21 protein-coding genes are annotated in these 23,038 nt (G+C 72.4%); 13 read left to right on the forward strand and 8 right to left on the reverse strand.

The features are described 5' to 3' along the window. Positions 1-97: 97 nt before the first annotated feature. Positions 98-1,027, reverse strand: a complete 930-nt coding sequence (locus ACFY0K_RS07355) for an N-acetylmuramoyl-L-alanine amidase (protein ID WP_390639022.1) — start codon at positions 1,025-1,027, stop codon at positions 98-100. A 22-nt stretch (positions 1,028-1,049) separates the two neighbouring features. Then, on the reverse strand, positions 1,050-1,703 hold the full coding sequence (locus tag ACFY0K_RS07360; RefSeq protein ID WP_390639023.1) for a class I SAM-dependent methyltransferase: 654 nt from the start codon (positions 1,701-1,703) through the stop codon (positions 1,050-1,052). A gap of 181 nt (positions 1,704-1,884) precedes the next feature. On the opposite strand from ACFY0K_RS07360, the gene ACFY0K_RS07365 reads away from it, so the two are divergent. Beyond that, on the forward strand, positions 1,885-2,952 hold the full coding sequence (locus ACFY0K_RS07365) for an aldo/keto reductase (RefSeq protein WP_390639024.1): 1,068 nt from the start codon (positions 1,885-1,887) through the stop codon (positions 2,950-2,952). Positions 2,953-3,345: 393 nt separating this feature from the next. On the opposite strand, the gene ACFY0K_RS07370 is transcribed toward ACFY0K_RS07365, so the two are convergent. Then, the gene (locus ACFY0K_RS07370; protein WP_390639025.1) at positions 3,346-5,100 is read right to left on the reverse strand and encodes an MFS transporter; all 1,755 of its coding nucleotides are present in this window, start codon (positions 5,098-5,100) and stop codon (positions 3,346-3,348) included. A 193-nt stretch (positions 5,101-5,293) separates the two neighbouring features. On the opposite strand from ACFY0K_RS07370, the gene ACFY0K_RS07375 reads away from it, so the two are divergent. The 4 genes from ACFY0K_RS07375 (at position 5,294) to ACFY0K_RS07390 (ending at position 9,431) form a co-directional block, all read left to right on the forward strand. Then, positions 5,294-6,493, forward strand: coding sequence for a lipid-transfer protein (locus ACFY0K_RS07375; RefSeq protein WP_390639026.1), 1,200 nt, complete (start codon positions 5,294-5,296; stop codon positions 6,491-6,493). A gap of 63 nt (positions 6,494-6,556) precedes the next feature. After that, the gene (locus ACFY0K_RS07380; protein WP_390639027.1) at positions 6,557-8,005 is read left to right on the forward strand and encodes an MFS transporter; all 1,449 of its coding nucleotides are present in this window, start codon (positions 6,557-6,559) and stop codon (positions 8,003-8,005) included. A 74-nt stretch (positions 8,006-8,079) separates the two neighbouring features. Further along, positions 8,080-8,619, forward strand: coding sequence for a SigE family RNA polymerase sigma factor (locus tag ACFY0K_RS07385; RefSeq protein ID WP_390639028.1), 540 nt, complete (start codon positions 8,080-8,082; stop codon positions 8,617-8,619). Further along, complete coding sequence (locus ACFY0K_RS07390; protein WP_390639029.1) at positions 8,619-9,431, forward strand: hypothetical protein; 813 nt, start codon at positions 8,619-8,621, stop codon at positions 9,429-9,431. Before ACFY0K_RS07385 ends, ACFY0K_RS07390 begins: the two co-directional genes overlap by 1 nt. 34 nt (positions 9,432-9,465) lie before the next feature. Here the strand turns inward: ACFY0K_RS07390 and ACFY0K_RS07395 are convergent, their stop codons facing one another. Next, positions 9,466-10,098, reverse strand: coding sequence for a response regulator transcription factor (locus ACFY0K_RS07395; protein ID WP_351490902.1), 633 nt, complete (start codon positions 10,096-10,098; stop codon positions 9,466-9,468). A 262-nt stretch (positions 10,099-10,360) separates the two neighbouring features. On the opposite strand from ACFY0K_RS07395, the gene ACFY0K_RS07400 reads away from it, so the two are divergent. Further along, positions 10,361-11,932: an alpha-L-arabinofuranosidase B gene (locus ACFY0K_RS07400; RefSeq protein ID WP_390639030.1), complete on the forward strand. Its 1,572-nt coding sequence runs from the start codon at positions 10,361-10,363 to the stop codon at positions 11,930-11,932. Here the strand turns inward: ACFY0K_RS07400 and ACFY0K_RS07405 are convergent. Then, positions 11,910-13,181 (reverse strand): sensor histidine kinase, encoded by a 1,272-nt coding sequence (locus tag ACFY0K_RS07405; protein WP_390639031.1) that lies wholly within the window; start codon positions 13,179-13,181, stop codon positions 11,910-11,912. The genes ACFY0K_RS07400 and ACFY0K_RS07405 overlap by 23 nt on opposite strands. A gap of 320 nt (positions 13,182-13,501) precedes the next feature. Between ACFY0K_RS07405 and ACFY0K_RS07410 the strand changes: the two genes are divergently transcribed. From ACFY0K_RS07410 to ACFY0K_RS07425, 4 genes are all read left to right on the forward strand, one after another. Further along, entirely contained in the window at positions 13,502-14,359 is an 858-nt protein-coding gene (locus ACFY0K_RS07410) for a MaoC/PaaZ C-terminal domain-containing protein (protein ID WP_390639032.1), read from the forward strand. A 29-nt stretch (positions 14,360-14,388) separates the two neighbouring features. Then, complete coding sequence (locus tag ACFY0K_RS07415; protein WP_390639033.1) at positions 14,389-15,465, forward strand: Zn-dependent alcohol dehydrogenase; 1,077 nt, start codon at positions 14,389-14,391, stop codon at positions 15,463-15,465. Positions 15,466-15,476: 11 nt separating this feature from the next. After that, positions 15,477-16,421 carry a 3-oxoacyl-ACP reductase gene (locus ACFY0K_RS07420; protein ID WP_390639034.1) on the forward strand — a complete coding sequence of 315 codons (945 nt, stop codon included), beginning with the start codon at positions 15,477-15,479 and terminating at the stop codon, positions 16,419-16,421. Positions 16,422-16,550: 129 nt separating this feature from the next. Continuing rightward, positions 16,551-17,666, forward strand: a complete 1,116-nt coding sequence (locus ACFY0K_RS07425) for a SpoIIE family protein phosphatase (protein ID WP_351954723.1) — start codon at positions 16,551-16,553, stop codon at positions 17,664-17,666. 149 nt (positions 17,667-17,815) lie between these two features. Here the strand turns inward: ACFY0K_RS07425 and ACFY0K_RS07430 are convergent, their stop codons facing one another. Both ACFY0K_RS07430 and ACFY0K_RS07435 read right to left on the reverse strand, forming a co-directional pair. Beyond that, positions 17,816-17,968 (reverse strand): hypothetical protein, encoded by a 153-nt coding sequence (locus ACFY0K_RS07430; RefSeq protein ID WP_093503641.1) that lies wholly within the window; start codon positions 17,966-17,968, stop codon positions 17,816-17,818. A 96-nt stretch (positions 17,969-18,064) separates the two neighbouring features. Continuing rightward, entirely contained in the window at positions 18,065-19,279 is a 1,215-nt protein-coding gene (locus tag ACFY0K_RS07435; RefSeq protein WP_390639035.1) for a hypothetical protein, read from the reverse strand. Between the two features lie 188 nt (positions 19,280-19,467). Between ACFY0K_RS07435 and ACFY0K_RS07440 the strand changes: the two genes are divergently transcribed. The 3 genes from ACFY0K_RS07440 to ACFY0K_RS07450 are packed head-to-tail and all read left to right on the forward strand — an operon-like array spanning position 19,468 to position 22,392. Then, positions 19,468-20,307: a Nif3-like dinuclear metal center hexameric protein gene (locus ACFY0K_RS07440; protein ID WP_390639036.1), complete on the forward strand. Its 840-nt coding sequence runs from the start codon at positions 19,468-19,470 to the stop codon at positions 20,305-20,307. Continuing rightward, positions 20,304-21,047 (forward strand): zinc ribbon domain-containing protein, encoded by a 744-nt coding sequence (locus ACFY0K_RS07445; protein ID WP_390639456.1) that lies wholly within the window; start codon positions 20,304-20,306, stop codon positions 21,045-21,047. The genes ACFY0K_RS07440 and ACFY0K_RS07445 overlap by 4 nt, the downstream gene beginning before the upstream one ends. A gap of 19 nt (positions 21,048-21,066) precedes the next feature. Continuing rightward, positions 21,067-22,392, forward strand: coding sequence for a bifunctional RNase H/acid phosphatase (locus ACFY0K_RS07450; RefSeq protein WP_390639037.1), 1,326 nt, complete (start codon positions 21,067-21,069; stop codon positions 22,390-22,392). A 13-nt stretch (positions 22,393-22,405) separates the two neighbouring features. Here the strand turns inward: ACFY0K_RS07450 and eda are convergent, their stop codons facing one another. After that, positions 22,406-23,026 carry a bifunctional 4-hydroxy-2-oxoglutarate aldolase/2-dehydro-3-deoxy-phosphogluconate aldolase gene (eda, locus tag ACFY0K_RS07455; protein ID WP_390639038.1) on the reverse strand — a complete coding sequence of 207 codons (621 nt, stop codon included), beginning with the start codon at positions 23,024-23,026 and terminating at the stop codon, positions 22,406-22,408. Between the last annotated feature and the right edge of the window lie 12 nt (positions 23,027-23,038).

Consider the following 23,038-nt stretch of genomic DNA (forward strand, 5'->3'; position numbering starts at 1 on the left):
GGTGTGCCCCTCATCGTAGGAATCGATTGTAGGAATCGCAGGGACGACACTATCGCCCGAACGATCAGGGTGTCCGCCCGGACCGGCCCGCCGATGCCTAACCGTGCAGGAAACTCACGATTCCCTCAGACATCCCCTGCGCCGCCTTCTGCCGCCAGGCCCCGCTGGTCAGCAACGCCGCGTCCTTGCTGTCGCGCATGTTGCCGCACTCGATGAACACCTTGGGAACCGTTGACAGATTGAGACCGCCGAGATCCTTGCGTACGTCGAGGCCGGTGCCGCCTCCGACGTAGTTGGACGGCGCGCTGCCCGTGACCCTCGCGAAGTCGCTCTCGATGTGCTCGCCGAGGGTGCGGGAGGAGTCGACGATCGGGCGGGTGTCGGCGGCGCCCGCGTGCACGGAGGCCGGGAGGATGACGTGGAAGCCGCGGTCGCCCTCGGGTGCTCCGTCGGCGTGGATGGAGATGGCCGCGTCGGCGTGCGCCTCGTTGCCGATCTCCGCGCGCTTGGTCACGCACGGCCCCCAGGCCGGCTGGTCCCCGTCGTGGGTCATCTTCACCGTGGCGCCCTGCCGCTCCAGCAGGGTGCGCAGCCGGTGCGCGACGTCGAGGGTGAAGCGGGCCTCGGTGTACCCGTCGTTGGTGGAGGTGCCCGTCGTGTCGCACTCCTTCCAGTTCGTCCCGATATCCACCTTCTGGTTGATCTCGGACGTGTGCTGGAAGTTCCCCGGGTTGTGCCCCGGGTCGATGACGACGACCTTGCCCTGCAGCGGGCGGGCCGCGCTCGGGCTCGGACCGGCGCCCGGCACCTTGGCGTCGTCGCTCGCCGTCGCGGCCGCCGACTTGGGTGCCGCCGCACCCGCCTGCCCGCCGCCCCCGCCGGAGTTTCCGCCGGGCTTGCCCACCCCCTCGTAGACCACCCAGCCGAGCAGTGCACCGGGCACCAGCGCGGCGAGACCGACGGCGAGCGGCGCCCGCCGGAACCGGCGCTGCTGCGGGGGATCGAAGTCCGGGGCTGTGTACGACACGTCTGCGACTCTAACCGCGTCCTCAGATCCCCGCCCCCGTTCGCCGCAGGACACGCAGCGAGTCGTGGGCCGAGACCTCGGTGAAGGCGTCCGACTCCAGGGCGCGGAGGTAGACGCGGTAAGGGGCCTGGCCGGTGAACTCGTCCTTCGGGTCCGGGAAGACGTCGTGGATCAGAAGGAGTCCGCCTTGGGCCAGATGGGGGGCCCAGCCCTCGTAGTCGGCGGTGGCGTGCTCGTCGGTGTGGCCGCCGTCGATGAAGACGAAGCCGAGCGGGGAGTTCCAGAACGCCGCGACCTGCGGGGACCGGCCGACGACGGCGACGACGTGGTCCTCCAGGCCCGCCCGGTGCAGGGTGCGCCGGAAGGCGGGCAGGGTGTCCATCAGCCCGAGCTCCGGGTCGACCGTCTCCGGGTCGTGGTAGTCCCAGCCCGGCTGCTGCTCCTCGCTGCCCCGGTGGTGGTCGACGGTGACCGCGGTGACCCCGGCCGCGCGGGCGGCGTCGGCGAGCAGGATCGTCGAGCGGCCGCAGTACGTGCCAACCTCCAGCAGCGGCAGGCCGAGCCGCCCCGCCTCGACGGCGGCCGCGTACAGCGCGAGTCCCTCGCCGGCGGGCATGAACCCCTTCGCCGCCTCGAACGCGGCCAGGATGTCGGGCTTGGGGGCTGCCGCGGTCATGGGCGTCCTCTCCGTCATTCACTCGTACGACTGTCCGGGCGTCCATGCTGCCGCACCTGCTCCGCCGCCCCGTCGACAGGGTGTGCGCCGGCCCGGCCGGCCGCGGGGGGCTGGCCATCAAGCGCACTCCAACTCCTACACTGGCGCCGCCAACCCGCCCCACCTGCAACGGAGTTCCGGCATGCGCTATCGCGTCCTCGGCAAGACCGGTATCGAGGTCAGCACCCACTGCCTCGGCACGATGATGTTCGGGAGCGTCGGCAACCCCGACCACGAGGACGGCGCCCGCATCATCAACGCGGCGCTCGACGCCGGCATCAACTTCGTCGACACCGCCGACATGTACTCGGCCGGTGAGTGCGAGGAGATCGTCGGCAAGGCGCTCAAGGGCAGGCGCGACGACGTGGTGCTCGCCACGAAGGTGCACTTTCCGCTGGGGGAGGGCCCGCTGGGGGAGGGCCGCAACCGCAGCGGCAACTCGCGGCGCTGGATCGTCAGGGCCGTCGAGGACAGCCTGCGGCGGCTGGACACCGACTGGATCGACCTCTACCAGGTGCACCGCCCCGACCACACCACCGACATCGAGGAGACCCTGTCCGTCCTCGGCGACCTGGTGACGGCGGGCAAGATCCGGGCGTTCGGCTGCTCCACGTTCCCCGCCGAGGACCTCGTCGAGGCGCACCACGTGGCGGAGCGGCGCGGGCTGATGCGGATGCGCACCGAGCAGCCGCCGTACTCGCTGCTGGCCCGCGGCGTCGAACGGGCCGTGCTGCCCACCGCGCAGCGTCTGGGGATGGGCGTGCTGACCTGGTCGCCGCTCGCCTCCGGATTCCTCTCCGGCGCCCATCGCGAGGGCCGCCCCGTCGACCTCACCACCGGCCGGGCCAGGCTCACCCCGCACCGCTTCGACCCCGCCGCACCCGGCAACGCCGCGAAGTACGCGGCCGTCGAGCGGCTCGTCGCCCTCACCGAGGAGATGGGCTGCACCCTGCCCGAGCTGGCCGTCGCGTTTCCCCTGGTGCACCCCGCGGTGACGTCGGTGATCATCGGCCCGCGCACCATGGACCAGCTCACCGCGCTGCTCAAGGGGGCCGAACTGCTCCTCGACGACGCGGTCCTCGACCGCGTCGACGAGATCGTGCCCCCCGGCACCGACCTCTACCGCGCCGACGGCGTCTGGCAGCCCCCGTCCCTCACGGACCCGACCACCCGCAGGCGCCCGGCGGGAGAGCGAACGGCCGCAGGCTGACGCCGGGTCCGTCAGCACCCCTTCAGGGGCGCGGGGAACTGCGCGACCGGCCACGACGGCGCCGTAAGACGGCAGTCGGCGCAGCGGGGCACGCGGGTTCCGCAGCAAGCGGGCGGCCGCGGCCTGACGCGGGTCGGGCAGCGCCCCGAAGGGGGCGCGGGGAACTGCGCGACCGGCCACGACGGCGCCGCGGTCGGCAGACGGCGCAGCGGGGCTCGCGGGTCCGCAGCAAGCGGGCGGCCGCGGCCTGACGCGGGTCCGTCGGCGCCCCGAAGGGGGCGCGGGGAACTGCGCGACCGGCCACGACGGCGTGGCAGTCGGCAGTCGGGGCGGGGTCCCGCGGCAAGCGGGAAGGGCGGCCACGTCGTTTTCGCGGCCGCCCCCCACGGAGTGCTACGCGCTGACCGTCTCCCCGGGCAGCGCCAGGTCCAGGTCGACCGCGCGGGCCGCGCCCGTGTGGGTCGCCGACGAGGCGAGGGGGCCGTGGCCGGCCGCCTTCGCGGCCAGTACGTACGCCCCCTCGGCCGGCACCGCGAGCGCGTACGTGCCGTCCTCGGCGGACAGCGTCGCCCCCGCCTGCCGCCCGCGCCGGTCGATCAGGGTCACCTTGGCACGGGCCACCGGCACGCCCGCGGCGTCCAGGACGCGCCCGCGGAAGCCGCGCAGCACCTCCTCGGCGATCGCGAGCACCGCCTCCTCCTCGCTGCTCGCCCGCAGCTGAGTGTGCTGGGGGGCGACCTCGGCCGGCCGCCCCCGCTTGGGCAGCAGCAGGGCGAGGACCAGACCCGCGGCGACCGCTCCGGTGGCGATCAGGAACGAGACCCGGAAGCCGTGCATGGTCGGGATCGCGACGCCGCCCACGTGGTTCGCCGTGTTGGCCAGCACCATGCCGATGACGGCGCTGGACACGGACGTACCGATGGACCGCATCAGCGTGTTGAGGCCGTTCGCCGCGCCGGTCTCCGAGGCCGGGACCGCGCCGACGATGAGCGCAGGGAGGGAGGAGTAGGCGAGGCCGATGCCGGCGCCCAGGACGACCGCGATGACCAGGCTCTGCCAGGCCGCGCTCATCAGGCCGAGACCGCCGCCGTAGCCGATGCCGATGATCACCATGCCGAGGATCAGGGTGGTCTTGGGGCCGTACTTGGCGGAGAGGCGGGCGTAGACGGGGGCCGTGAACATCATCGTCAGACCCAGCGGGGCGACCAGCAGGCCGGCGCTGACCATCGACTGGCCCAGGCCGTAGCCGGTGGCCTTCGGGAGCTGGAGCAGCTGGGGCAGGACCAGCGAGACGACGTAGAAGCTGACGCCGACCATGATCGAGGCGAGGTTGGTGAAGAGCACCGCCGGGCGGGCCGTGGTGCGCAGGTCGACCAGCGGGGCCGAGTGGCGCAGTTCGAAGACGCCCCACAGGAGGAGGACGGCCACCGAGGCGGCGAACAGACCGAGCGTGGTGCCGGACGACCAGCCCCAGTCGCTGCCCTTGGTGATGGGCAGCAGGAGCAGCACCAGACCGGCCGACAGGCCGATCGCGCCGGGCACGTCGAAGGAGCCCTCCGCGCGCATCGGGGATTCCGGTACGACGAGAAGGGTCAGGGCTATGGAGAGGACACCGAGGCCGGCGGCGCCGTAGAACAGGGCGTGCCAGTCCGTGTGCTGCGCGACCAGGGCCGCGGCGGGCAGCGCGAGGCCGCCGCCGACGCCGATCGAGGAGCTCATCAGGGCCATCGCCGAGCCGAGCTTCTCGCGCGGCAGCATGTCGCGCATCAGGCCGATGCCCAGCGGGATCGCGCCCATGGCGAAGCCCTGGAGGGTCCGGCCCGCGATCATCGTGAGCAGGTTGCTGGTGAGCGCGCTGATCAGCGCGCCGACCACCATCACGGCGAGGCTCAGGATCAGCATCCGCCGCTTGCCGTAGAGGTCGCCGAGGCGCCCCATGATCGGGGTGGCCACGGCGCCCGACAGCAGCGTCGACGTCAGTACCCAGGTGGCGTTGCTGGGTTCGGTGCCCAGCAGCTGCGGGAGGTCCTTGATGACCGGAACGAGCAGGGTCTGCATCACCGCGACCACGATGCCCGCGAAGGCGAGGACCGGGACCACGGCCCCGCTCGCGCCCCGGGCGGGCTGGTCGGTCGTCGTGTGCGTCATTGAGTGTGGCCTCCGGGCCGAGAGAGTGACGGGAAGTACGGCATGCGTGCGGAATAAGTGCTCGGTAAACCTCGTATGCACAGGCAACTATTCCGTTGCTTCGAGCTGCTAACGAATCCTTGACCGTCCCATGGGTTTCTGATCTCCCGTCAAGTCTGGCCTGTTTGTGGAACGTGTTCTAATCTCACGCGTCATGGCTGCTGTGAAGGCGTACCTAGCCGGCGTCGGGATGACCAGGTTCGAGAAGCCCGAGAGCCGTGACTGGCAGTACTGGGACATGGTCCGGGAGGCCGGCGGCTCCGCACTCGCCGACGCCGGGATCTCCTACCAGGATGTGGAACAGGTTCCTGTCGGCTACTGCTTCCAGCCCTCGACCGCCGGCCAGCGCGCCGCCTATGAGCTGGGTCTCACCGGCGTCCCCGTCTACAACGTCAACAACAACTGCGCCACCGGCGCCACCGCCCTGATGCTCGCCCGCCAGCTGGTCGAGGGCGGTGCGGCCGACTGCGTCCTGGCCCTCGGCTTCGAGGAGATGAAGAGGGGCGCGCTCGGCGGCGGCGCCGACGGCGGCGACTTCTCCACCTCCCCGGTCGCCCGGCACTACGGTGTCATGGCCGCCCGGCACGGCTTCGAGGCGACGCCGCCCACCGCGCAGATCTTCGGCGACGCGGCCCGTGAGCACATGGAGCGGTACGGCACGACCGAGGCCCAGCTCGCCGCCGTGGCCGCCAAGAACCACCGGCACTCGGCCCTCAACCCGTACGCGCAGTTCCAGGACGTGTACGAGACCGACGACATCCTCGCCGCCCGCACCGTCCACCGCCCGCTCACCAAACTCCAGTGCTCGCCCACCTCCGACGGCGCGGCGGCGGCCGTGGTCGTCTCCGAACGGTTCGCCGAACGCCGCGGCCTCACCGGTCTCGTCGAGATCGTCGCGCAGGCGATGACGACCGACACCGAGGAGTCCTTCGCGTCGGGCTCCTGCATCGACGTCGTCGGGCAGCCCATGTCACGGGCCGCGGCCCGGCAGGTGTACGACCGCTCAGGCCTCGGCATCGAGGACGTCGACGTCGTCGAACTCCACGACTGCTTCTCCGTCAACGAGCTGCTGACCTACGAGGCGCTCGGCATGTGCGCCGCCGGCGAGTCGGGCAAGCTCGTCGAGTCCGGCGCGACCACCTACGGCGGCCGGTGGGTGGTGAACCCCTCCGGCGGGCTCATCTCCAAGGGGCATCCGCTGGGCGCGACCGGCCTCGCGCAGACCGTCGAGCTGGTCTGGCAGCTGCGCGGCACGGCCGGCGACCGGCAGGTGCCCGGGGCCCGCGTGGGGCTCGCCCACAACATCGGGCTGGGCGGGGCGGCGGTGGTGACGCTGCTTCGGCGGAGCGCTTAGGGCGTACGACCGAGGCCACGTGGGCCGAAAAGCCGATGCAAGGACCGTAACCGGCTTGAGAGCATGACACCCATGCTCGAAGCCGCGGACACCGCCCACATATCCCGCCGCACCGCGCCCCCCACCTGGCTGGTGGTGTCGCTGGCGTGCGCCGGGCAGTTCCTGGTCGTCCTCGACGTGTCCGTGGTGAACGTGGCGTTGCCGTCGATGCGTGCCGACCTGGGGCTGAGCGCGTCGGGCCTGCAGTGGGTGGTCAACGCGTACGCCATCGCCTTCGCCGGGTTCATGCTGCTCGGCGGCCGGGCCGGCGACCTGTACGGGCGCAAGCGGATGTTCCTGGTCGGGCTCGGCCTGTTCACGCTGGCCTCGCTCGGCGGCGGGCTCGCCCAGGACGGCTGGCAGCTGCTGCTCGCCCGCGCCGTGCAGGGGCTGGGCGCCGCGGTCCTCGCCCCCTCGACGCTGACCCTGCTGACCGCCGCGGTGCCGGAGGGGCCGGCCCGGGCGCGGGCGATCGCCACCTGGACGGCGGTGGGTGCGGGAGGCGGCGCGGCCGGCGGACTGGTCGGCGGGGTGCTGGTCGACGTGCTGTCCTGGCGCTGGGTGCTGCTCATCAACGTGCCGGTGGGCGCGCTCGTCCTCGCCGGGTCCGTGCTGTGGCTGACGGAGAGCCGGGCCGGCGACGGACGGCGCCTCGACCTGCCCGGCGCCCTGCTGGTGACGGCGGGCCTCGGCACCCTGGCGTACGGCATCTCGCAGACCGAGGCCGAGGGCTGGACGGCGTCCGCCACCCTGCTCCCGCTCGCCGCCGGGCTCGCCCTGCTCGGCCTGTTCCTGGCCGTCGAGGCGCGTACGGCGGCCCCGCTGATGCCGCTCGGACTGCTCGGCCGGCGGCCGGTGGCGTCGGCCAACGCGGCCATGCTGGTCTCCGGTTCGGCGATGTTCTGCATGTGGTACTTCATGACGCTCTACGCCCAGAACGTCCTCGGCTACACCCCGCTGGAGGCCGGTCTCGCCCTGGTGCCCAGCTCGGTCGCGGTGCTCGTCGGCTCCAAGACGGCGCCCCGGCTGATGCGGCGCGCGGGGGCGCGGACGGTCGCGGTGTCCGGCACGCTGGTCGCCGCGACCGGGTTCGCCTGGCAGTCGACGATGGGTCCGCACGGCGCCTACGCGACGGCCATCATGTTCCCCGGCATCCTGATGATGCTCGGCGCGGGTCTGGCCGCGACCCCGCTGGCCGCACTGGCCACGGCGGGGGCGGCGCCGGCCGAGGCCGGACTGCTCTCGGGGCTGATCAACACCTCGCGCACGATGGGCGGTTCGCTGGGGCTCGCGGTGATGTCGACGATCGCGGCGGCCCGGACCGACGGCGGCGGCGGCGCGGCCGCCCTCACGGACGGGTACGCGGCCGCCTTCCGCACCAGCACCGGGGTGCTGCTGGCCGGGGCGCTCCTGATGCTGCTGTGGCTGCCGCGGCGGAACGTCCCCGCGAAGCGGAACGTCTCCGCGAGGTAGGCCGGAATTTTTCCGGGACGGCAGGCAACGGTCCGGGCGGCTCGTGGACTCCTTCTTGTATCTAGGAGGTGCCCATGGGGGAGCGGAAGGACGCTCGGAACGAGGAGTTCCAGAGCTTCATGATCGGCCGCTGGCCGCGGCTGATGCGTACGGCATTTCTCCTCACGGGGGAGCAGCACGCCGCCGAGGACCTGGTCCAGTCGACGCTGGAACAGGTCTTCGCCGCCTGGCGGAAGGTCGGCTCGGCCGACGACCCGGAGGCGTACGTGCGGCGCGTGATGATCAACGCGCACGCGCGCAGGCACAGAAGGAAACTCAAGGAGTTCCTGGCGCCCAAGGACGACTCGGGCCTGGTGCGCGAGGTACCGGACACGGGGGACCGGATCGCCCAGGCCGACGACCGCAGCGCCCTCCTCGAGGCGCTCGCCCAACTGCCGCCACGGCAGCGGGAGGCGGTGGTGCTGCGCTACTGGGATGACCTGACGGAGACCCAGGCGGCGCGGGCGATGGGCTGTTCGGCGGGCACGGTCAAGAGCAACGCGGCCAAGGGGATCGCGAAACTCCGTGCCATACCGGGACTGGCCGACATGGCGACGCAGGGAGGGCGTAACTGATGAGCGCGGACCGAGAGAACCACGACATGACACAGACGGACATCGCCCTCCTCCTCGCGGACGCCGCGGACGAGGTCGAGATCGGCATAGCCCCGGTGCAGGCGGTCATGCGCGGCGGCCGCCGACGCAGGGCCCGGCGGTGGGCGGTGGCGACGGCCACGGCGGTCGCGGTGCTGGCGGGATCGGCGGGGGGGACACTGGCGGTCACCGGGCTGCCCGGGGAGCATCGGGCGGAGGTGGCGGCACCCCCGGCATCTCCCGAGGCGCGGCACGTCTACGAGCCGCAGCGGACCGAGCTGTCCCGAGGGACCTACCGGGGCAAGGAGTGGAGCGTCAGCGTCCAGGTGTGGGGAGCGCCGCGCAACGAGGCTGAGGCGGACCGGCAGTTCGACCGCATGGACGCATTGGGACTGAAGCCGGCGGACGTGCGCAAGGCTGCCGATCTGATCGGCAAGATCTCCTACTTCGCGACCCGGGGCTGGGGGGAGGAGCACGCCCAGCAGGTCATGTTCAACACCGTCCGCACACCGGAGTCCTACGCAGGCACGGACATGGAGGCCATCGCGACCCGGTTCTCGTCCGACCCCGCGAGCTCGGGGCGGCTGGTGATCGGCATGGTCGCCAGGACCGCCCAGGAGGTCACCTGCGACTGGAAGGACGGCCGGACCGGCGTGGCCCACCCCCTCGTGGGCTTCTCGGCACACGACGACGGCAACGCGATCCGTACGGTCGACGGTTTCCCGGCGGCGAACTGGTTCGTCTGCGTCGCTCCGCAGGGCACGGTCTACAAGTCGGCGGAGGTGACGAGGTAAGGCACTCGGCCGGTTCGCCGGGACGCCCGGGAGGTCACAGCCACCCCTGCTGCCGGGCCTCCCGTACCGCCTCCGCCCGGTTGCGGGTGCCGGTCTTGCCGATCGCGGCGGAGAGGTAGTTGCGGACCGTCGACTCCGACAGATGCAGCTTCGCCGCGATGTCGGCGACGGTCGCGCCGTCCACCGACGCCTTCAGCACGTCGCACTCGCGGGCGGTGAGCGGGTTCGGCCCGGCGCTGAGCGCGGCGGTGGCGAGCGCCGGGTCGACCACGGTCTCCCCGGTGAGCACCCGCCGGATCGCCCGGGCCAGTTCCTCCACCGGCCCGTCCTTGACGAGGAACCCGGCCGCCCCGGCCTCCATCGCCCGGCGCAGATAGCCGGGCCGGCCGAAGGTGGTCAGGATCAGCACCCGGCAGTCCGGCGCCTGTTCACGCAGCTCCGCCGCCGCGTCCAGGCCGCTCATGCCCGGCAGTTCGATGTCGAGGAGGGCCACGTCGGGCCGGTGGACGAGCGCGGCGTCCACGATCGCGTCGCCCGTCCCGACCTGGGCGACGACCTCGATGTCCGGCTCCATCCCGAGCAGTAAGGCGAGAGCCCCGCGCATCATCCCCTGGTCCTCGGCGAGCAGCACCCTGATGGACTTCGCGGGCCGGTGGTCCCGGGGCATCTCGTTCGCAGGCTCGTACACAGCCCAAGCGTAGCGTCGCGCCCGGCAATTAAAGAATGGCCATTGTTCCGCGCCGCAGGTCTTGACGGCGGTTGACCATGCTCAAACAATCACCTCTGCAATTCCCTGAATGGCCGGCGAATGGTCGGTATTTCGACAGCTGAATAAGTTCGGTATTTCGATCGAACGACGTTCGGGATACCGGACGTCAGGAACCCGCACCGCCCTACGAGGAACCAGGAAGAGGTGCACCGTGTTCTCAGTGCCTGTACGAGCCCTGCGCTCCTGTCCGCCGCGCGTCCGCAGAGCCGTCCTGTCCGTGCTCGCCGCGTTCGCCACCGTCGCCGCGCTCGTCGTCGGGGCCGGCGCCCCCGAGGCGTCCGCCGCCGGTTCGCTGCCGTGTGACGTCTACGCCGCCGCCGGCACCCCGTGCGTCGCCGCGCACAGCATGGTCCGGGCGCTGTACTCGTCGTACGGCGGCTCCCTCTACCAGGTGCAGCGCGCCTCGGACGGCGCCACGGCCGGCATAGGGCTGCTGGCCACCGGCGGCTACGCCAACGCGGCCGCGCAGAACTCCTTCTGCGCCGGTACGACCTGCATCGTCACCAGGATCTACGACCAGTCCGGCAAGCACAACGACCTCACCGTCGAGGGCGCCGGCGGGGCCGGCGCGGCCGATGTCGGGGCCCCGGCGGACGCGCTGCCGGTGACCGTGGGCGGGCACCAGGTGTACGGCCTGGAGATCTCGGCCGGCATGGGCTACCGGGACAACTCCACCTCGGGAGTCGCCACCAACGGCGCCGCCGAGGGGATGTACATGGTCACCTCCGGCACCCATGTCAACGGCAGCTGCTGCTTCGACTACGGCAACGCCGAGACCAACAACAAGGACACCGGCAACGGCCACATGGACGCCATCAACTTCGGCACCGAGTGCTGGTTCTCGCCCTGCTACGGCTCCGGCCCCTGGGTCCAGGCGGACCTGGAGAACGGGCTGTTCGAGTCCAACCTCGGCTACAGCACCAACTCCTCCAACACCGGCACCGGCGCGATACCGTTCGTCACCGCGCTGCTGAAGAACAACGGACAGGACCATTTCGCACTGAAATGGGGAAACGCACAATCAGGCGGTCTCACCACCACCTATTCCGGCGGTGAGCCCAGTACCAGCAGCGGTTACTCGCCGATGCACCAGGAGGGCGCGATCGTCCTCGGCACCGGCGGCGACAACAGCAACGGCTCCATCGGCTCGTTCTTCGAGGGCGTGATGACCTCAGGCATCCCGACCGACGCCGCCGACGACGCCGTCCAGTCCAACATCGTCTCCGTCGGCTACGGCGGCGCGACCGGCTCCACCGGCAGCCTCAACTCCGCCTCGGAGATCTCCCTCAAGGCCACCACGTCCTGCTGCACCACCGACTACGTCCGCCACCAGAACAACGCCGGCGTGCTGTCGGCCATCACCTCCAGCAGCTCCGCCCTCGACAAGAACGACGCCACCTGGATCGTCCGCCCCGGCCTCGCGAGCAGCTCCTGCGTCTCCTTCGAGTCCCGGAACTACCCCGGCGACTACCTGCGCCACTACAACTACAAGATCTACCGGCAGCCCATGGACGGCACCACGACGTATCGGCAGGACGCGACCTTCTGTCCGACGACCGGGAAGAGCGGCACGGGCACGTCCTTCGCCTCGTACAACTATCCGACGAAATACCTGCGCCACTACAACTACGACCTCTACATAGCGAGCGACGGCGGCTCGAACGCCTGGGACAGCGCCACGTCCTGGACCGACGACGTCAGCTGGGCCGTCAGCTCGCCCTGGGCGCCGTAGCGGCCGCCGGGGCCAGCAGTTCCAGCGCCTCGGTGGGAAGTTCCGCGGTGACCGTGAAGCCGCCGCGCGGCGCCGGGCCGGCCGTGAGGGAGCCGCCCGCCGCCGCGAGGCGCTCGGTCAGACCCTGCAGGCCGGTGCCGCCGATGCCCTCCCGGCAGGGCTCGGCGGACACCGCGCCCGAGCCGTTGTCGGCGACCGTCAGCCGGGCCCGCCCGGCGGCGCTGTCGACGGCGATCTCGCAGCGCGTGGCGTCGCTGTGCCGGACCACGTTGGTGACCGCCTCGCGCACCACCCAGCCGAGCAGCGTCTCGGTCTGCGGGACGAGCGGCGCCCCCGACTGCCGGACCACCGGCTCGACGCCGGCCGCCGTCAGGGCCGACCGGGCCCGGACGAGATCGGCGGCCAGGCTGCCCTCCCGGTAGCCGGTCACCGCCTCGCGGATCTCGGTCAGCGCCTGCCTGCCGACCGACTCGATGTCGGAGATCTGGGTCAGCGCCGCGTCCAGGTCCCGGGGCGCGACGCGCCGGGCCGCCTCCGACTTCACGACGATCACGGAGAGGGTGTGGCCGAGCAGGTCGTGCAGATCCCGCGAGAAGCGCAGCCGCTCCTTCTCCACCGCCCGCCGGGCCAGCTCCTCGCGGGCCGCGCGCAGCTCCCGCACGGCCTCGGAGAGGGAGAGGATCGCGGCGGTGATCATCGTCGACAGGAAGGTGCCGTAGGCGATGGTGATGGCGTCGGAGCCGTCCCGGTACCAGGAGGCCGCGCCCGCGAAGCAGGCCAGCAGGATGCCGGTCCGGCCCAGCCAGGGGCCGCGCAGCGCCGCGCCCGTGGCGAGGCCGAGCAGCGGGAAGAACATCAGCCAGTTGCCGCCGTAGCCGAGGGCCAGGCCGGTGGTCAGCAGGCCCATCAGCAGCAGGGCGACACGGGTGGAGACGGCCTCCCTGGCCTCTTTGCGGAAGGAGCGGAAGGTCACGTAGATGTACAGCGAGTTGAAGGCGAGCAGGCCGATCCCGCCGATCCACGGGTTGGCCGTCTTGCCCTGGAGCAGGTTGGAGAGCGAGCCCAGCCCCATCAGCAGCCACGGGAGCAGGGCGAACCCGGAGGGCGGCGGCCCCGCGTGGTCGGGCACCTCCCCGTTCTTCCGCGCGGCCTTCTGCTGCTCCTTGAAGCGGGCCATCTCCTCCCGCCACTGGGCACGGGCCGTCCGCCACCCGTCCGCCTGACACTTCACCTGCTGCCACCACGCCATGTCACTCTTCCCCCGATCGGTGTGGATCCGTACCTGTTCGTTGTGTTCTGTTCCGTCCGGCCGTACTGTCCGGCGCTACGACCCTACGGAAGGCGGCGCCGGTTCGGCAGAGGCGGATGTACGGCCGTGGGCAGGACAAATGTCATGGTCCGGCACCGCTGCATCTGACGCGACGTCAGGAGCCTTCACAAGTGCGGAGGGCTGGGCTATACAAGGTGCGCTGGAATGGAACGCGTTCTAGATCTGCACCCGTGGACGACCTCGGTGCGGCCGACGGTGCGGACGGCCGTGCCGGGGTCTTGAGACACCTCAGGAGCCGTATGCCCATCGACGCCGCCAAGGCCCTCGCCGCCGAACCCAGGTCCGGGGAGATCCGCTGGGAGCGCCGGGACGTCCAGCTCTACCACCTCGGCATCGGCGCGGGCCGCCCCGCCACGGACCCCGACGAACTGCGCTACACCCTGGAGACCCGGCTGCACGTCCTGCCCAGCTTCGCCACCGTCGCGGGCGCCGGTTCACCCGGGGTGATCGGCGGACTGTCCATGCCCGGCATCGACGTCGACCTCGCCAAGGTGCTGCACGGCGGCCAGTCCCTCACCCTGCACCGCCCGATCCCGCCCGCGGGCACCGCCACCGCCACGAGCCGTATCGCCGCGGTGTACGACAAGGGCAAGGCGGCCGTCCTGGTGATGCGCACCGACGTCGCGGACGCCGACGGCCCGCTGTGGACCAACGACGCCCAGATCTTCGTACGGGGGGAGGGCGGCTGGGGCGGCGACCGCGGCCCCTCGACCCGGCTCGACCCACCGGCCGGCGAGCCGGACCGGACCGTCGAGCGCCCGGTCCGCGAGGACCAGGCCCTGCTCTACCGCCTCTCCGGCGACTACAACCCACTGCACGCCGACCCCGAGTTCGCCAAGCTCGCCGGCTTCGACCGGCCCATCCTGCACGGGCTGTGCACCTACGGCATGACGCTCAAGGCGGTCGTGGACACACTGCTCGGCGGGGACGTGAGCCGGGTGCGGTCGTACACGACGCGGTTCGCCGGGGTGGTGTACCCGGGGGAGACCCTGCGCATCCGGATGTGGCGGGGCGACGGGCGGGTCCGGGTCGCCGTGAGCGCCGCAGAGCGCGAGGACGCGCCCGTCCTCGCCGACACGATCGTCGGACACCTTTGATCCAGTAGGCAGTTGAGGGGAGCCGCAGCATGCGCGCAGCCGTACTGCACGAGATCGGCCAGGAGAAACTGGACGTCCTCGACGACGTCGAGGCGGTGGGATTCGGGCCCGGCAGGGTCCGCATCCGGGTGCGCGCCACGGGGCTGTGCCACTCGGACCTGTCGGCGATGAGCGGGGTGCTGCCGCAGCCGGGACCGTTCGTACCGGGCCACGAGGGCGCGGGCGAGGTCCTGGAGGTGGGGGAGGGCGTCACCCGGGTGAAGCCCGGCGACCGGGTGGTGGTCTGCTGGCTCCCGGCCTGCGGCGCCTGCCCCGCCTGCAGGCGCGGCCAGACCGAGCTGTGCCTCGCCGGCTTCATGAACGCAGGCACCCCCAACTTCCGGCGCCCCGGCCAGGACGTCTTCGGCTTCGCGGGCACCGGCACCTTCACCGAGGAGGTCGTGGTCGACGCCGGGTGCGCGGTGCCGATCCCGGACGACGTGCCCTTCGACATCGCCGCGCTGATCGGCTGCGGAGTGACCACCGGGCTCGGTGCGGCCCTCAACACGGCCGATCTGGAGGCCGGTTCGTCGGTCGCCGTCATCGGCTGCGGAGGCGTCGGGATCTCGGCGATCCAGGGGGCGCGGCTCAAGGGCGCGGCCGAGATCGTCGCCGTCGACCCGGTCGAGTCGCGGCGCGAGTCGGCGCTCGGGTTCGGGGCGACGCGGGCGGTCTCGCCGGACGAACTGCCGGGCGTCAAGCAGGAGGTCACCGCGGGCGAGGGCTTCGACTACGTCTTCGAGGTCGTCGGCAGGTCCGCCACCGCCCGGACCGCGTACGAGAACACCCGGCGCGGCGGCACCCTCGTGGTCGTCGGCGCGGGCGCCATGGACGACTTCCTCCAGCTCAACATGTTCGAGCTGTTCTTCGACGAGAAGCGGATCCTGCCGTCCATGTACGGCGGCGGAGACGTGGTCCGCTCCTACGAGCGGACGATCGCCCTGTGGCGGGCGGGACGGATTGACCTGGAGGGCCTGATCACCCACCGGGTGCCGCTGGCCGGGATCAACGAGGCCCTGGACCAGATGCGCACGGGCACCGCCCTGCGCACCTGCATAGAGATCTGAGGGGCCGCCGTATGCCGGAGAGGCCGCTGGAAGGGCTGGCCGCCGTCGTCACGGGGGCCGGCCGGGGCCTCGGCCGGGCCGAGGCGCTGGAGCTGGCCCGGCTGGGCGCGGCCGTCGTCGTCAACGACTTCGGCCGGCCGGGCCGGGACGGTTCGGGGGAGGGCTCCTCGGCACCCGCCGAGCAGGTCGCGGAGGAGATCCGTGCGACGGGCGGCGAGGCCGTCGCCCACACCGGAGACGTCGCCGACTTCTCGCAGGCGCGAGACCTTCTCACGCTTGCGACAACCCGTTACGGAAAGCTGGACATCCTCGTCAACAACGCCGGGATCCTGCGCGACCGCATGGTCTTCTCCATGACCGAGGACGAGTGGGACTCGGTGATCAGGGTCCACCTCAAGGGTCACTTCAACACCACCCGTTTCGCGGCCGCGCACTGGCGGGACCGTTCCAAGGCGGCGGGCGGCGAGAAGGTCTACGGCCGGATCGTGAACACCTCCTCCGAGGCCTTCCTCGCCGGCTCCGCGGGCCAGCCCAACTACGCGGCCGCGAAGGGCGGCATCGTCGGCCTGACCACCTCCACGGCCCTCGCCCTCGCCAAGTACGGCGTCACCGCCAACGTGATCTGCCCGCGCGCCCGCACCCGGATGACCGAGGACGTCTTCGCCGGCTTCGAACAGCCCGCCGAGGGCCTCGACCCCCTCGCCCCCGAGCACGTCGCCCCGCTCGTCGGCTACCTGGCCTCCCCGGCCGCCGGACGGATCAACGGCCAGCTGCTCGTGGTCCACGGCGGCATGGTCGCCGTCGTGGAACGCCCGCGCGTGCAGGCCAGGTTCGACAGCAAGCAGGACACCTTCGACTACGCCGAACTCGACGCCGCGCTCACACCGCACTACGCGCAGCGACCGGCGGGGGAGACGTTCGCGGCGGCGGAGGTGCTGGGGCTGAAGCGCGGGTGACACCGGCCGGCCGCGGCGCCGTGGGCGGCGCCGCGGCCTCGTGGTGCGAGCCGCGACCACCTGCTCGTATCGTGAAAAGACCTCGTACCGTGAAAAGACGAGCGAGCAGCGGGGTGAGCAAGGAAGATCATGGCTGGTCCGGCGGTCGACTACGCGGCGGTGTTCCAGGCCCTTCCCGGGGCCGCGGCGCTGGTGACCCCACAGCTGATCTACGCCGACGCCAACGCCGAGTTCGAGCGCCTGCGCGGCCTGCCCCGGGAGCAGATGATCGGGCGCTTCCTGCCCGAGGACAGCATCGAGATCGAGAACGAGTCCGCCGAGCCTCTCCTGCTCAGGGTTCTGGCGTCCCTGCGCCGGGCGGCGGACACCGGCGAGCGCAGCGTCGTTGCGCTGCAGCGCTTCGACAGGGAGGACCCGGACCAGCCCGGGGTGTGGCACGAGCGGTACTTCAACGTGACCAACATTCCCGTGTTCGGGGACGACGGGCAGGTGACGCTGCTGCTGCACCGGCTGGAGGACGTCACCGAACTCATCCGTGCCCGTGAGGTCGCGCTGACCCTGCAGGAAGCCATGCTGCCCGCCCCGCGCCAGATCGGCCGGCACCCGGCGGCCGTCCGCTACCGGCCCGCCGCCGAGGCGCTCAACGTGGCCGGCGACTGGTACGACCTGATCGACCTGCCCGGCGACCGCATCGCCGTGGCCGTCGGCGACGTCGTCGGCCACGGTCTGCCCGCGGCCTGCGTCATGGGGCAACTGCGCAGCGCCCTCACCGCCGCCTCCCTCGTCCCCGAGGGCCCCGCCCGCGCCCTTGAGGTCCTCGGGCAGTACGCCCGCACCGTCGACGGCGCCGAGAACACCACCGTGGCGACGGCATTCGTCGACTGGGAGAACGACACCATCACCTACAGCAGCGCCGGCCACCCCCCACCGGCGGTTCTCCGGCCGGACGGGACCGTCGAGTTCCTGGACCAGGCGACCGACCCGCCGCTGGCCGCCCGCCCCCAGCACGGCCCCCGGACCCAGGCCGTCATGTCCTTCCGCGAGGACTCCGTCCTAGTGCTCTACACCGACGGCCTGATCGAACGCCGCGGCGAGGACATCGACAAGGGCCTCGCCCGGCTCGCCGACTCCCTGGTCCGCAACCGCGCCCTCCGATGCGAGGCCCTCGCCGACGCCGTGCTCGCCGACCTGCTCCCGCCCGGTGACGCCACCGACGACACCGCCCTGGTCATCCTGGGCCTGTGAGCCCGGCCCGGCCCCCGCACGCCCCGCGCCGAACCGGTTGCCGCCGCGACGGCACGGAAGCCGCACCGGCTGCCGCCGCGACGGCACGGTAGACGGCACGGAAAAGGGGCCCACCGGTCACCCGGTGGGCCCCTCTCCCTCACCTACCGTCAGGCTGCCACCTCGGCCGGCTCCGGCTTGCGGTGCCGGCCGCTGGGGGCCGTCTCGCTGTCCTGGGCCGAGACGTGGCCACGGTGCTTGCCGTGGCCGTCCGTCTCCTGGGCCTCGGCGGACAGGTGCTGGGACGTGCTGGCGTCGCTCATCGGAAGAATTCACCCCGTCAACATGATCTTTCTTACAGCGCGGCGAGTCTAACCGGCCCACCACGGGGCGAATCCAGGCGGCCACGCCGACCGCTACTAGTTCGTTACAAGCCGTGCAAGTGGCGCCTGTTGGAGGGGTACCGGCCGGGCCACGACAGGTACCGGAGGATCCGGTTCCGCCGGCTCCCCGGGCGTACCCGACGCCCCGGCAGCCGTGCCGTCCCGCACCGGATCCGCCGGGCCCGCGTCCCCCGGCCCCCCGTACTCCCCCGTCTCCCCCCAGGGCACCGCCACCGCCGCCACGCCGCACGGGACCTCCCCCGTGGCGTACGGCAGCCGCAGCACCCCGTCCTGCGTCCACACCCCGGCACCCGTCAACCACCCCTCGGGCGCCGGGAGATGGCACATCCTGCGGGCTCTGGGCCGCCAGACCCCCACCCAGCTGCCGAGCGGACCGTCGATCCGCAGCGCCACCCCGCAGCTCTCCGGCACCAGCACCTGCCCCGGCTGGGCGGCGAACGGCGTCACCACGCAGTCCGGGCACTCCGGCACCCGCAGGCTCTCCGGGAAGCGCACCGGCAGCGTGGAGCCGAGGACACCCCAGCCCAACCGTTCCTGCCCGGGGCTGGGCGCGTCCGAGCCGACCAGGATCAGCCCGCTGTCCGGGTCGGCGAGCAGCAGCCGGTCGTCGCTGTCCGCCGCGATCTGCAGCAGCGGCGACACCTCGCCGCCGCGCTCCAGATCGACCACGACCGCCTTGGTCCGCCCGCCCAGCTCCCGGTCCAGGGCCAGCATCCGCCCGGCCCGGTCCAGCCAGACCCCGCCCGCACACCGCCCCGGCACCACCGCGACCTGCTCAGGACCGAAGGCCCCGCCCGCCACCAGCCAGACGGCGGAGGAACGCGGTCCCACGGCGAGCGCGTAAGCGAGCACACCCCCCGGCGCCGGCGGCAGCAGCCGCAGCACGGCCCCCTCGTCCGGGCACTCCACCGCGCCCAGCGGCAGCTCACCGGTGCCGGGACCGGTCGGATACAGGAGGGCGAAGTGGTGCCGCCCGTCCACCAGCCGGCGGATGAGCACCCGCCCGTCACCCAGCGGCTGCACCTCCGTGCCCGGCTCCTCCGGCTGGTTGCCGGGCAGCGGTACGGCGTACGGCTCGGGGCCGTCCAGCGTCCACCGCTCCGGGAAGCAGGAACCATCCTGCTGAGCCAGCCGGGCCGCGTACGCCCCGTCCACCGTGATGGTGCAGCCCGCCCCCGGCGCGCTGTCTTCCTCGTCCGCTGCCGAGGGTTCGATCGCACAGGCCGTCATCGTTCGGTCACCTCCGGCCACGAAGCTAGTTTTCGCACGCACAGGCGGGGCACCGGCTGCCGACGGCTTCACACATACGTGTGCACACTCGACGATTCGCCTGAGGAAACGGGGGCGGGTGTGCTGCGGGTTGCCTCCGGCGGGCGAGCAGGTACGGCCCCGCGGAACAGGCAGGTAGCCTTTTCCCCGTGCCCCGTCTGTCAGAAGTCATCGCCGCGCTGGAGAACCTGTGGCCCGCCGAGCGGGCCGAGTCCTGGGACGCGGTCGGTACGGTCGTGGGCGACCCCGGCCAGGAGGTCACGCGGGTCCTCTTCGCCGTCGACCCGGTCCAGGACATCGTCGACGAGGCGGTGAAGCTCGGCGCCGACCTGCTGGTCACCCACCACCCGCTCTACCTGCGCGGGACGACGACGGTCGCGGCCTCCCACTTCAAGGGCCGGGTCGTGCACACCCTGATCAAGAACGACATCGCGCTGCACGTCGCCCACACCAACGCCGACACCGCCGACCCGGGCGTCTCCGACGCCCTCGCGGGCGCCCTGGACCTGCGCGTCGTACGCCCCCTGGCCCCGGACCCCACCGATCCGGAGGGCCGCCGGGGCCTCGGCCGCGTCTGCGAGCTGGACCACCCGGTGACCGTCCGCGAGCTCGCCGACCGGGCCGCCGCCCGGCTCCCCGCCACCGCGCAGGGCATCCGCGTCGCCGGCGACCCCGAGGCCCTCGTCCGCACGGTCGCCGTCAGCGGCGGCTCCGGCGACAGCCTCTTCGACGTCGTACGCGCCGCCGGCGTGGACGCCTTCCTCACCGCCGACCTGCGCCACCACCCGGCGTCGGAGGCGGTGGCCCACAGCCCCCTCGCGCTGCTCGACGCGGCGCACTGGGCCACCGAATGGCCCTGGTGCGAGCTGGCCGCCACCCAGCTCGACGAAATCTCCGACCGCCACAGCTGGGACCTCCGCGTGCACGTCTCCAAGACGGTCACCGACCCCTGGACCAGCCACTCACCGTCCCTTGGAGCCCCCAACTGAACGCAGCGCCCGCCGACCAGATCCGACTCCTTGACGTCCAGGCCCTGGACGTACGCCTCCAGCAGCTGGCGCACAAGCGGAAGTCGCTGCCCGAGCACGCCGAGATCGAGTCGCTGACCAAAGACCTGACCCAGCTGCGCGACCTGCTCGTGGCCGCGCAGACCGAGGAGAGCGACACCGCCCGCGAGCAGACCAAGGCCGAGCAGGACGTGGACCAGGTGCGCCAGCGCGCCGCCCGCGACCAGCAGCGCCTCGACTCCGGCGCGGTCACCTCCCCGAAGGACCTGGAGAACCTCCAGAAGGAGATCGTCTCCCTCGCCAAGCGCCAGGGCGATCTGGAGGACGTCGTCCTGGAGGTCATGGAGCGCCGCGAGTCCGCGCAGGAGCGGGTCGCCGAGCTGACCGAGCGGGTCGGCGCCGTCCAGGGCCGGATCGACGAGGCGACCGCCCGCCGCAACGCCGCGTCCGGGGACATCGACGCCGAGGCGGCCACGGTCACCAAGGAGCGCGAGGTCATCGCCGCCTCCGTCCCCGCCGACCTCCTCAAGCTCTACGACAAGCTGCGCGAGCAGCAGGGCGGCATCGGCGCGGCCAAGCTGTACGCCCGCACCTGCCAGGGCTGCCGCCAGGAGCTCGCCATCACCGAGCTGGCCGAGGTCCGCAAGGCCGCGCCGGACACCGTGGTGCGCTGCGAGAACTGCCGCCGCATCCTGGTGCGCACGTCCGAGTCGGGTCTGTAGGAACATTTAAGGGGCGTACGTGGCAAGGGAGTTCATCGTCGAGGCGGACGGCGGCTCCCGGGGCAACCCGGGGCCGGCCGGTTACGGCGCGGTGGTCGTCGACGCGGCGACCGGCGAGACGCTCGCGGAGGCGGCCGAGTACCTCGGCGTCGTCACCAACAACGTCGCCGAGTACCGCGGCCTGCTGGCGGGCCTGCGCGCGGCCCGGGACCTCGACCCCGCCGCGACCGTCCACGTCCGCATGGACTCCAAGCTGGTCATCGAGCAGATGTCCGGCCGCTGGAAGATCAAGCACCCCGACATGAAGCCCCTGGCGGCGGAGGCGGCCCGGGTCTTCCCGCCGGGCCAGGTCACGTACGAGTGGATCCCGAGAGCCGAGAACAAACACGCCGACCGCTTGGCGAACGAGGCGATGGACGCGGGGAAGCGGGGCGAGCAGTGGTCGGCTGCAGCGTCCACGGCGGAGCTCGACGTTCGAGCCGCGGCGAGTGCAGCGCCCCGAAAGGGGCCCGGGGCTGAGCGGCCGGGCGTGACCGGGAATGCGGTGGCGGGCGCCGCGAAGGCACGTGCGGCACTGGCAGCGCCCCGTAAGGGGCGCGGGGAACTGCGCGACCAGCCCCCACCGGCCGGCACTGTGACGACGGCCGACAAGACCACCGCCGACACCCGCGCCGCGAGCCACGTAGCGACCCCCGGCTGGAGCTCCACCCCCGACCTCGGCGCCCCGGCCACCTTCGTCCTGCTCCGCCACGGCGAAACCCCCCTCACCCCCCAGAAACGCTTCTCCGGCAGCGGCGGCACCGACCCGGAACTGTCTCCCGTCGGCCTGGAGCAGGCGCAGCGCGCCGCCGACGCCCTCGCCCGCCGCGGCACCATCGAGACGATCCTCGCCTCCCCCCTCACCCGCACCCGGCAGACTGCCGCGGCCGTCGCCGAGCGCCTCGGCCTCGACGTCACGATCGAGGAGGGGATCAAGGAGACGGACTTCGGCGCCTGGGAGGGCCTCACCTTCGGCGAGGTCCGCGAGCGCTACCCCGACGACCTGACCACCTGGCTCGCCGACCCGTCGGCGCACCCCACCGGCGGCGGCGAGAGCTTCGCCGAGACGGCGGCGCGCATCGCGGCCACCCGCGACAAGCTGATCGCGGCCTACGCGGGCCGCACGGTCCTGCTCGTCACGCACGTCACGCCGATCAAGACGTTCGTGCAACTCGCCCTCGGCGCCCCGCTCCAGTCGCTGTTCCGGATGGAACTGTCGGCGGCCTCGCTGTCGGCGGTGGCGTACTACGCGGACGGCAACGCGAGCGTACGGCTCTTCAACGACACGTCCCACCTGCGTCCCTGAGCCAGGACCCGGATCAGGCCCTGAGCCCCGCCGCGGTCCGGGCCAGTTCCCGGACCCGGTCCCAGTCCCCGGTGGCGACCGCGTCCGCCGGGACCATCCAGGTGCCGCCGACGCAGCCGACGTTGGGCAGGGCGAGGTACTCCGGGGCGTTGGCCGGGCCGATCCCGCCGGTGGGGCAGAAGCGGGCCTGCGGCAGCGGACCGGCGAGCGACCTGAGGTAGGCCGTGCCGCCCGCGGCCTGCGCCGGGAAGAACTTCATCTCCTGCACCCCGCGTTCGAGCAGCGCCACCACCTCCGTGGCGGTCGACACCCCCGGCAGGTACGGCACCCCGGACGCGGCCATCGCCGTCAGCAGCCCGTCCGTCCACCCGGGACTGACCAGGAACCGCGCGCCGGCGGCCACGCACTCCGTCACCTGCTCCGGCGTCAGCACGGTCCCCGCACCGATCACCGCCTCCGGCATCGCGGCGGCGACGGCCCGGATCGCGTCGAGCGCGGCCGGCGTCCGCAGCGTCACCTCGATGACGGGCAGCCCGCCCTTCACCAGTGCCCGCGCCAGCGGCACGGCAGCGGCGGCGTCCTCGATCACGACGACGGGCACGACGGGCGCGAGATCCAGCACGGAGGTGGGCATGACGAACATCCT

Source organism: Streptomyces sp. NPDC001507, assembly GCF_042894765.1.
GTDB lineage: Bacteria > Actinomycetota > Actinomycetes > Streptomycetales > Streptomycetaceae > Streptomyces.

Coding starts and splice junctions, on each gene's coding strand:
- ACFY0K_RS07360 (WP_390639023.1), bottom strand. CDS start 1,703: ATGACCGCGGCAGCCCCCAAGCCCGACATCCTGGCCGCGTTCGAGGCG.
- ACFY0K_RS07365 (WP_390639024.1), top strand. CDS start 1,885: ATGCGCTATCGCGTCCTCGGCAAGACCGGTATCGAGGTCAGCACCCAC.
- ACFY0K_RS07370 (WP_390639025.1), bottom strand. CDS start 5,100: ATGACGCACACGACGACCGACCAGCCCGCCCGGGGCGCGAGCGGGGCC.
- ACFY0K_RS07375 (WP_390639026.1), top strand. CDS start 5,294: ATGGCTGCTGTGAAGGCGTACCTAGCCGGCGTCGGGATGACCAGGTTC.
- ACFY0K_RS07380 (WP_390639027.1), top strand. CDS start 6,557: ATGACACCCATGCTCGAAGCCGCGGACACCGCCCACATATCCCGCCGC.
- ACFY0K_RS07385 (WP_390639028.1), top strand. CDS start 8,080: ATGGGGGAGCGGAAGGACGCTCGGAACGAGGAGTTCCAGAGCTTCATG.
- ACFY0K_RS07390 (WP_390639029.1), top strand. CDS start 8,619: ATGAGCGCGGACCGAGAGAACCACGACATGACACAGACGGACATCGCC.
- ACFY0K_RS07395 (WP_351490902.1), bottom strand. CDS start 10,098: ATGCCCCGGGACCACCGGCCCGCGAAGTCCATCAGGGTGCTGCTCGCC.
- ACFY0K_RS07405 (WP_390639031.1), bottom strand. CDS start 13,181: ATGGCGTGGTGGCAGCAGGTGAAGTGTCAGGCGGACGGGTGGCGGACG.
- ACFY0K_RS07410 (WP_390639032.1), top strand. CDS start 13,502: ATGCCCATCGACGCCGCCAAGGCCCTCGCCGCCGAACCCAGGTCCGGG.
- ACFY0K_RS07415 (WP_390639033.1), top strand. CDS start 14,389: ATGCGCGCAGCCGTACTGCACGAGATCGGCCAGGAGAAACTGGACGTC.
- ACFY0K_RS07420 (WP_390639034.1), top strand. CDS start 15,477: ATGCCGGAGAGGCCGCTGGAAGGGCTGGCCGCCGTCGTCACGGGGGCC.
- ACFY0K_RS07425 (WP_351954723.1), top strand. CDS start 16,551: ATGGCTGGTCCGGCGGTCGACTACGCGGCGGTGTTCCAGGCCCTTCCC.
- ACFY0K_RS07430 (WP_093503641.1), bottom strand. CDS start 17,968: ATGAGCGACGCCAGCACGTCCCAGCACCTGTCCGCCGAGGCCCAGGAG.
- ACFY0K_RS07435 (WP_390639035.1), bottom strand. CDS start 19,279: ATGACGGCCTGTGCGATCGAACCCTCGGCAGCGGACGAGGAAGACAGC.
- eda (WP_390639038.1), bottom strand. CDS start 23,026: ATGCCCACCTCCGTGCTGGATCTCGCGCCCGTCGTGCCCGTCGTCGTG.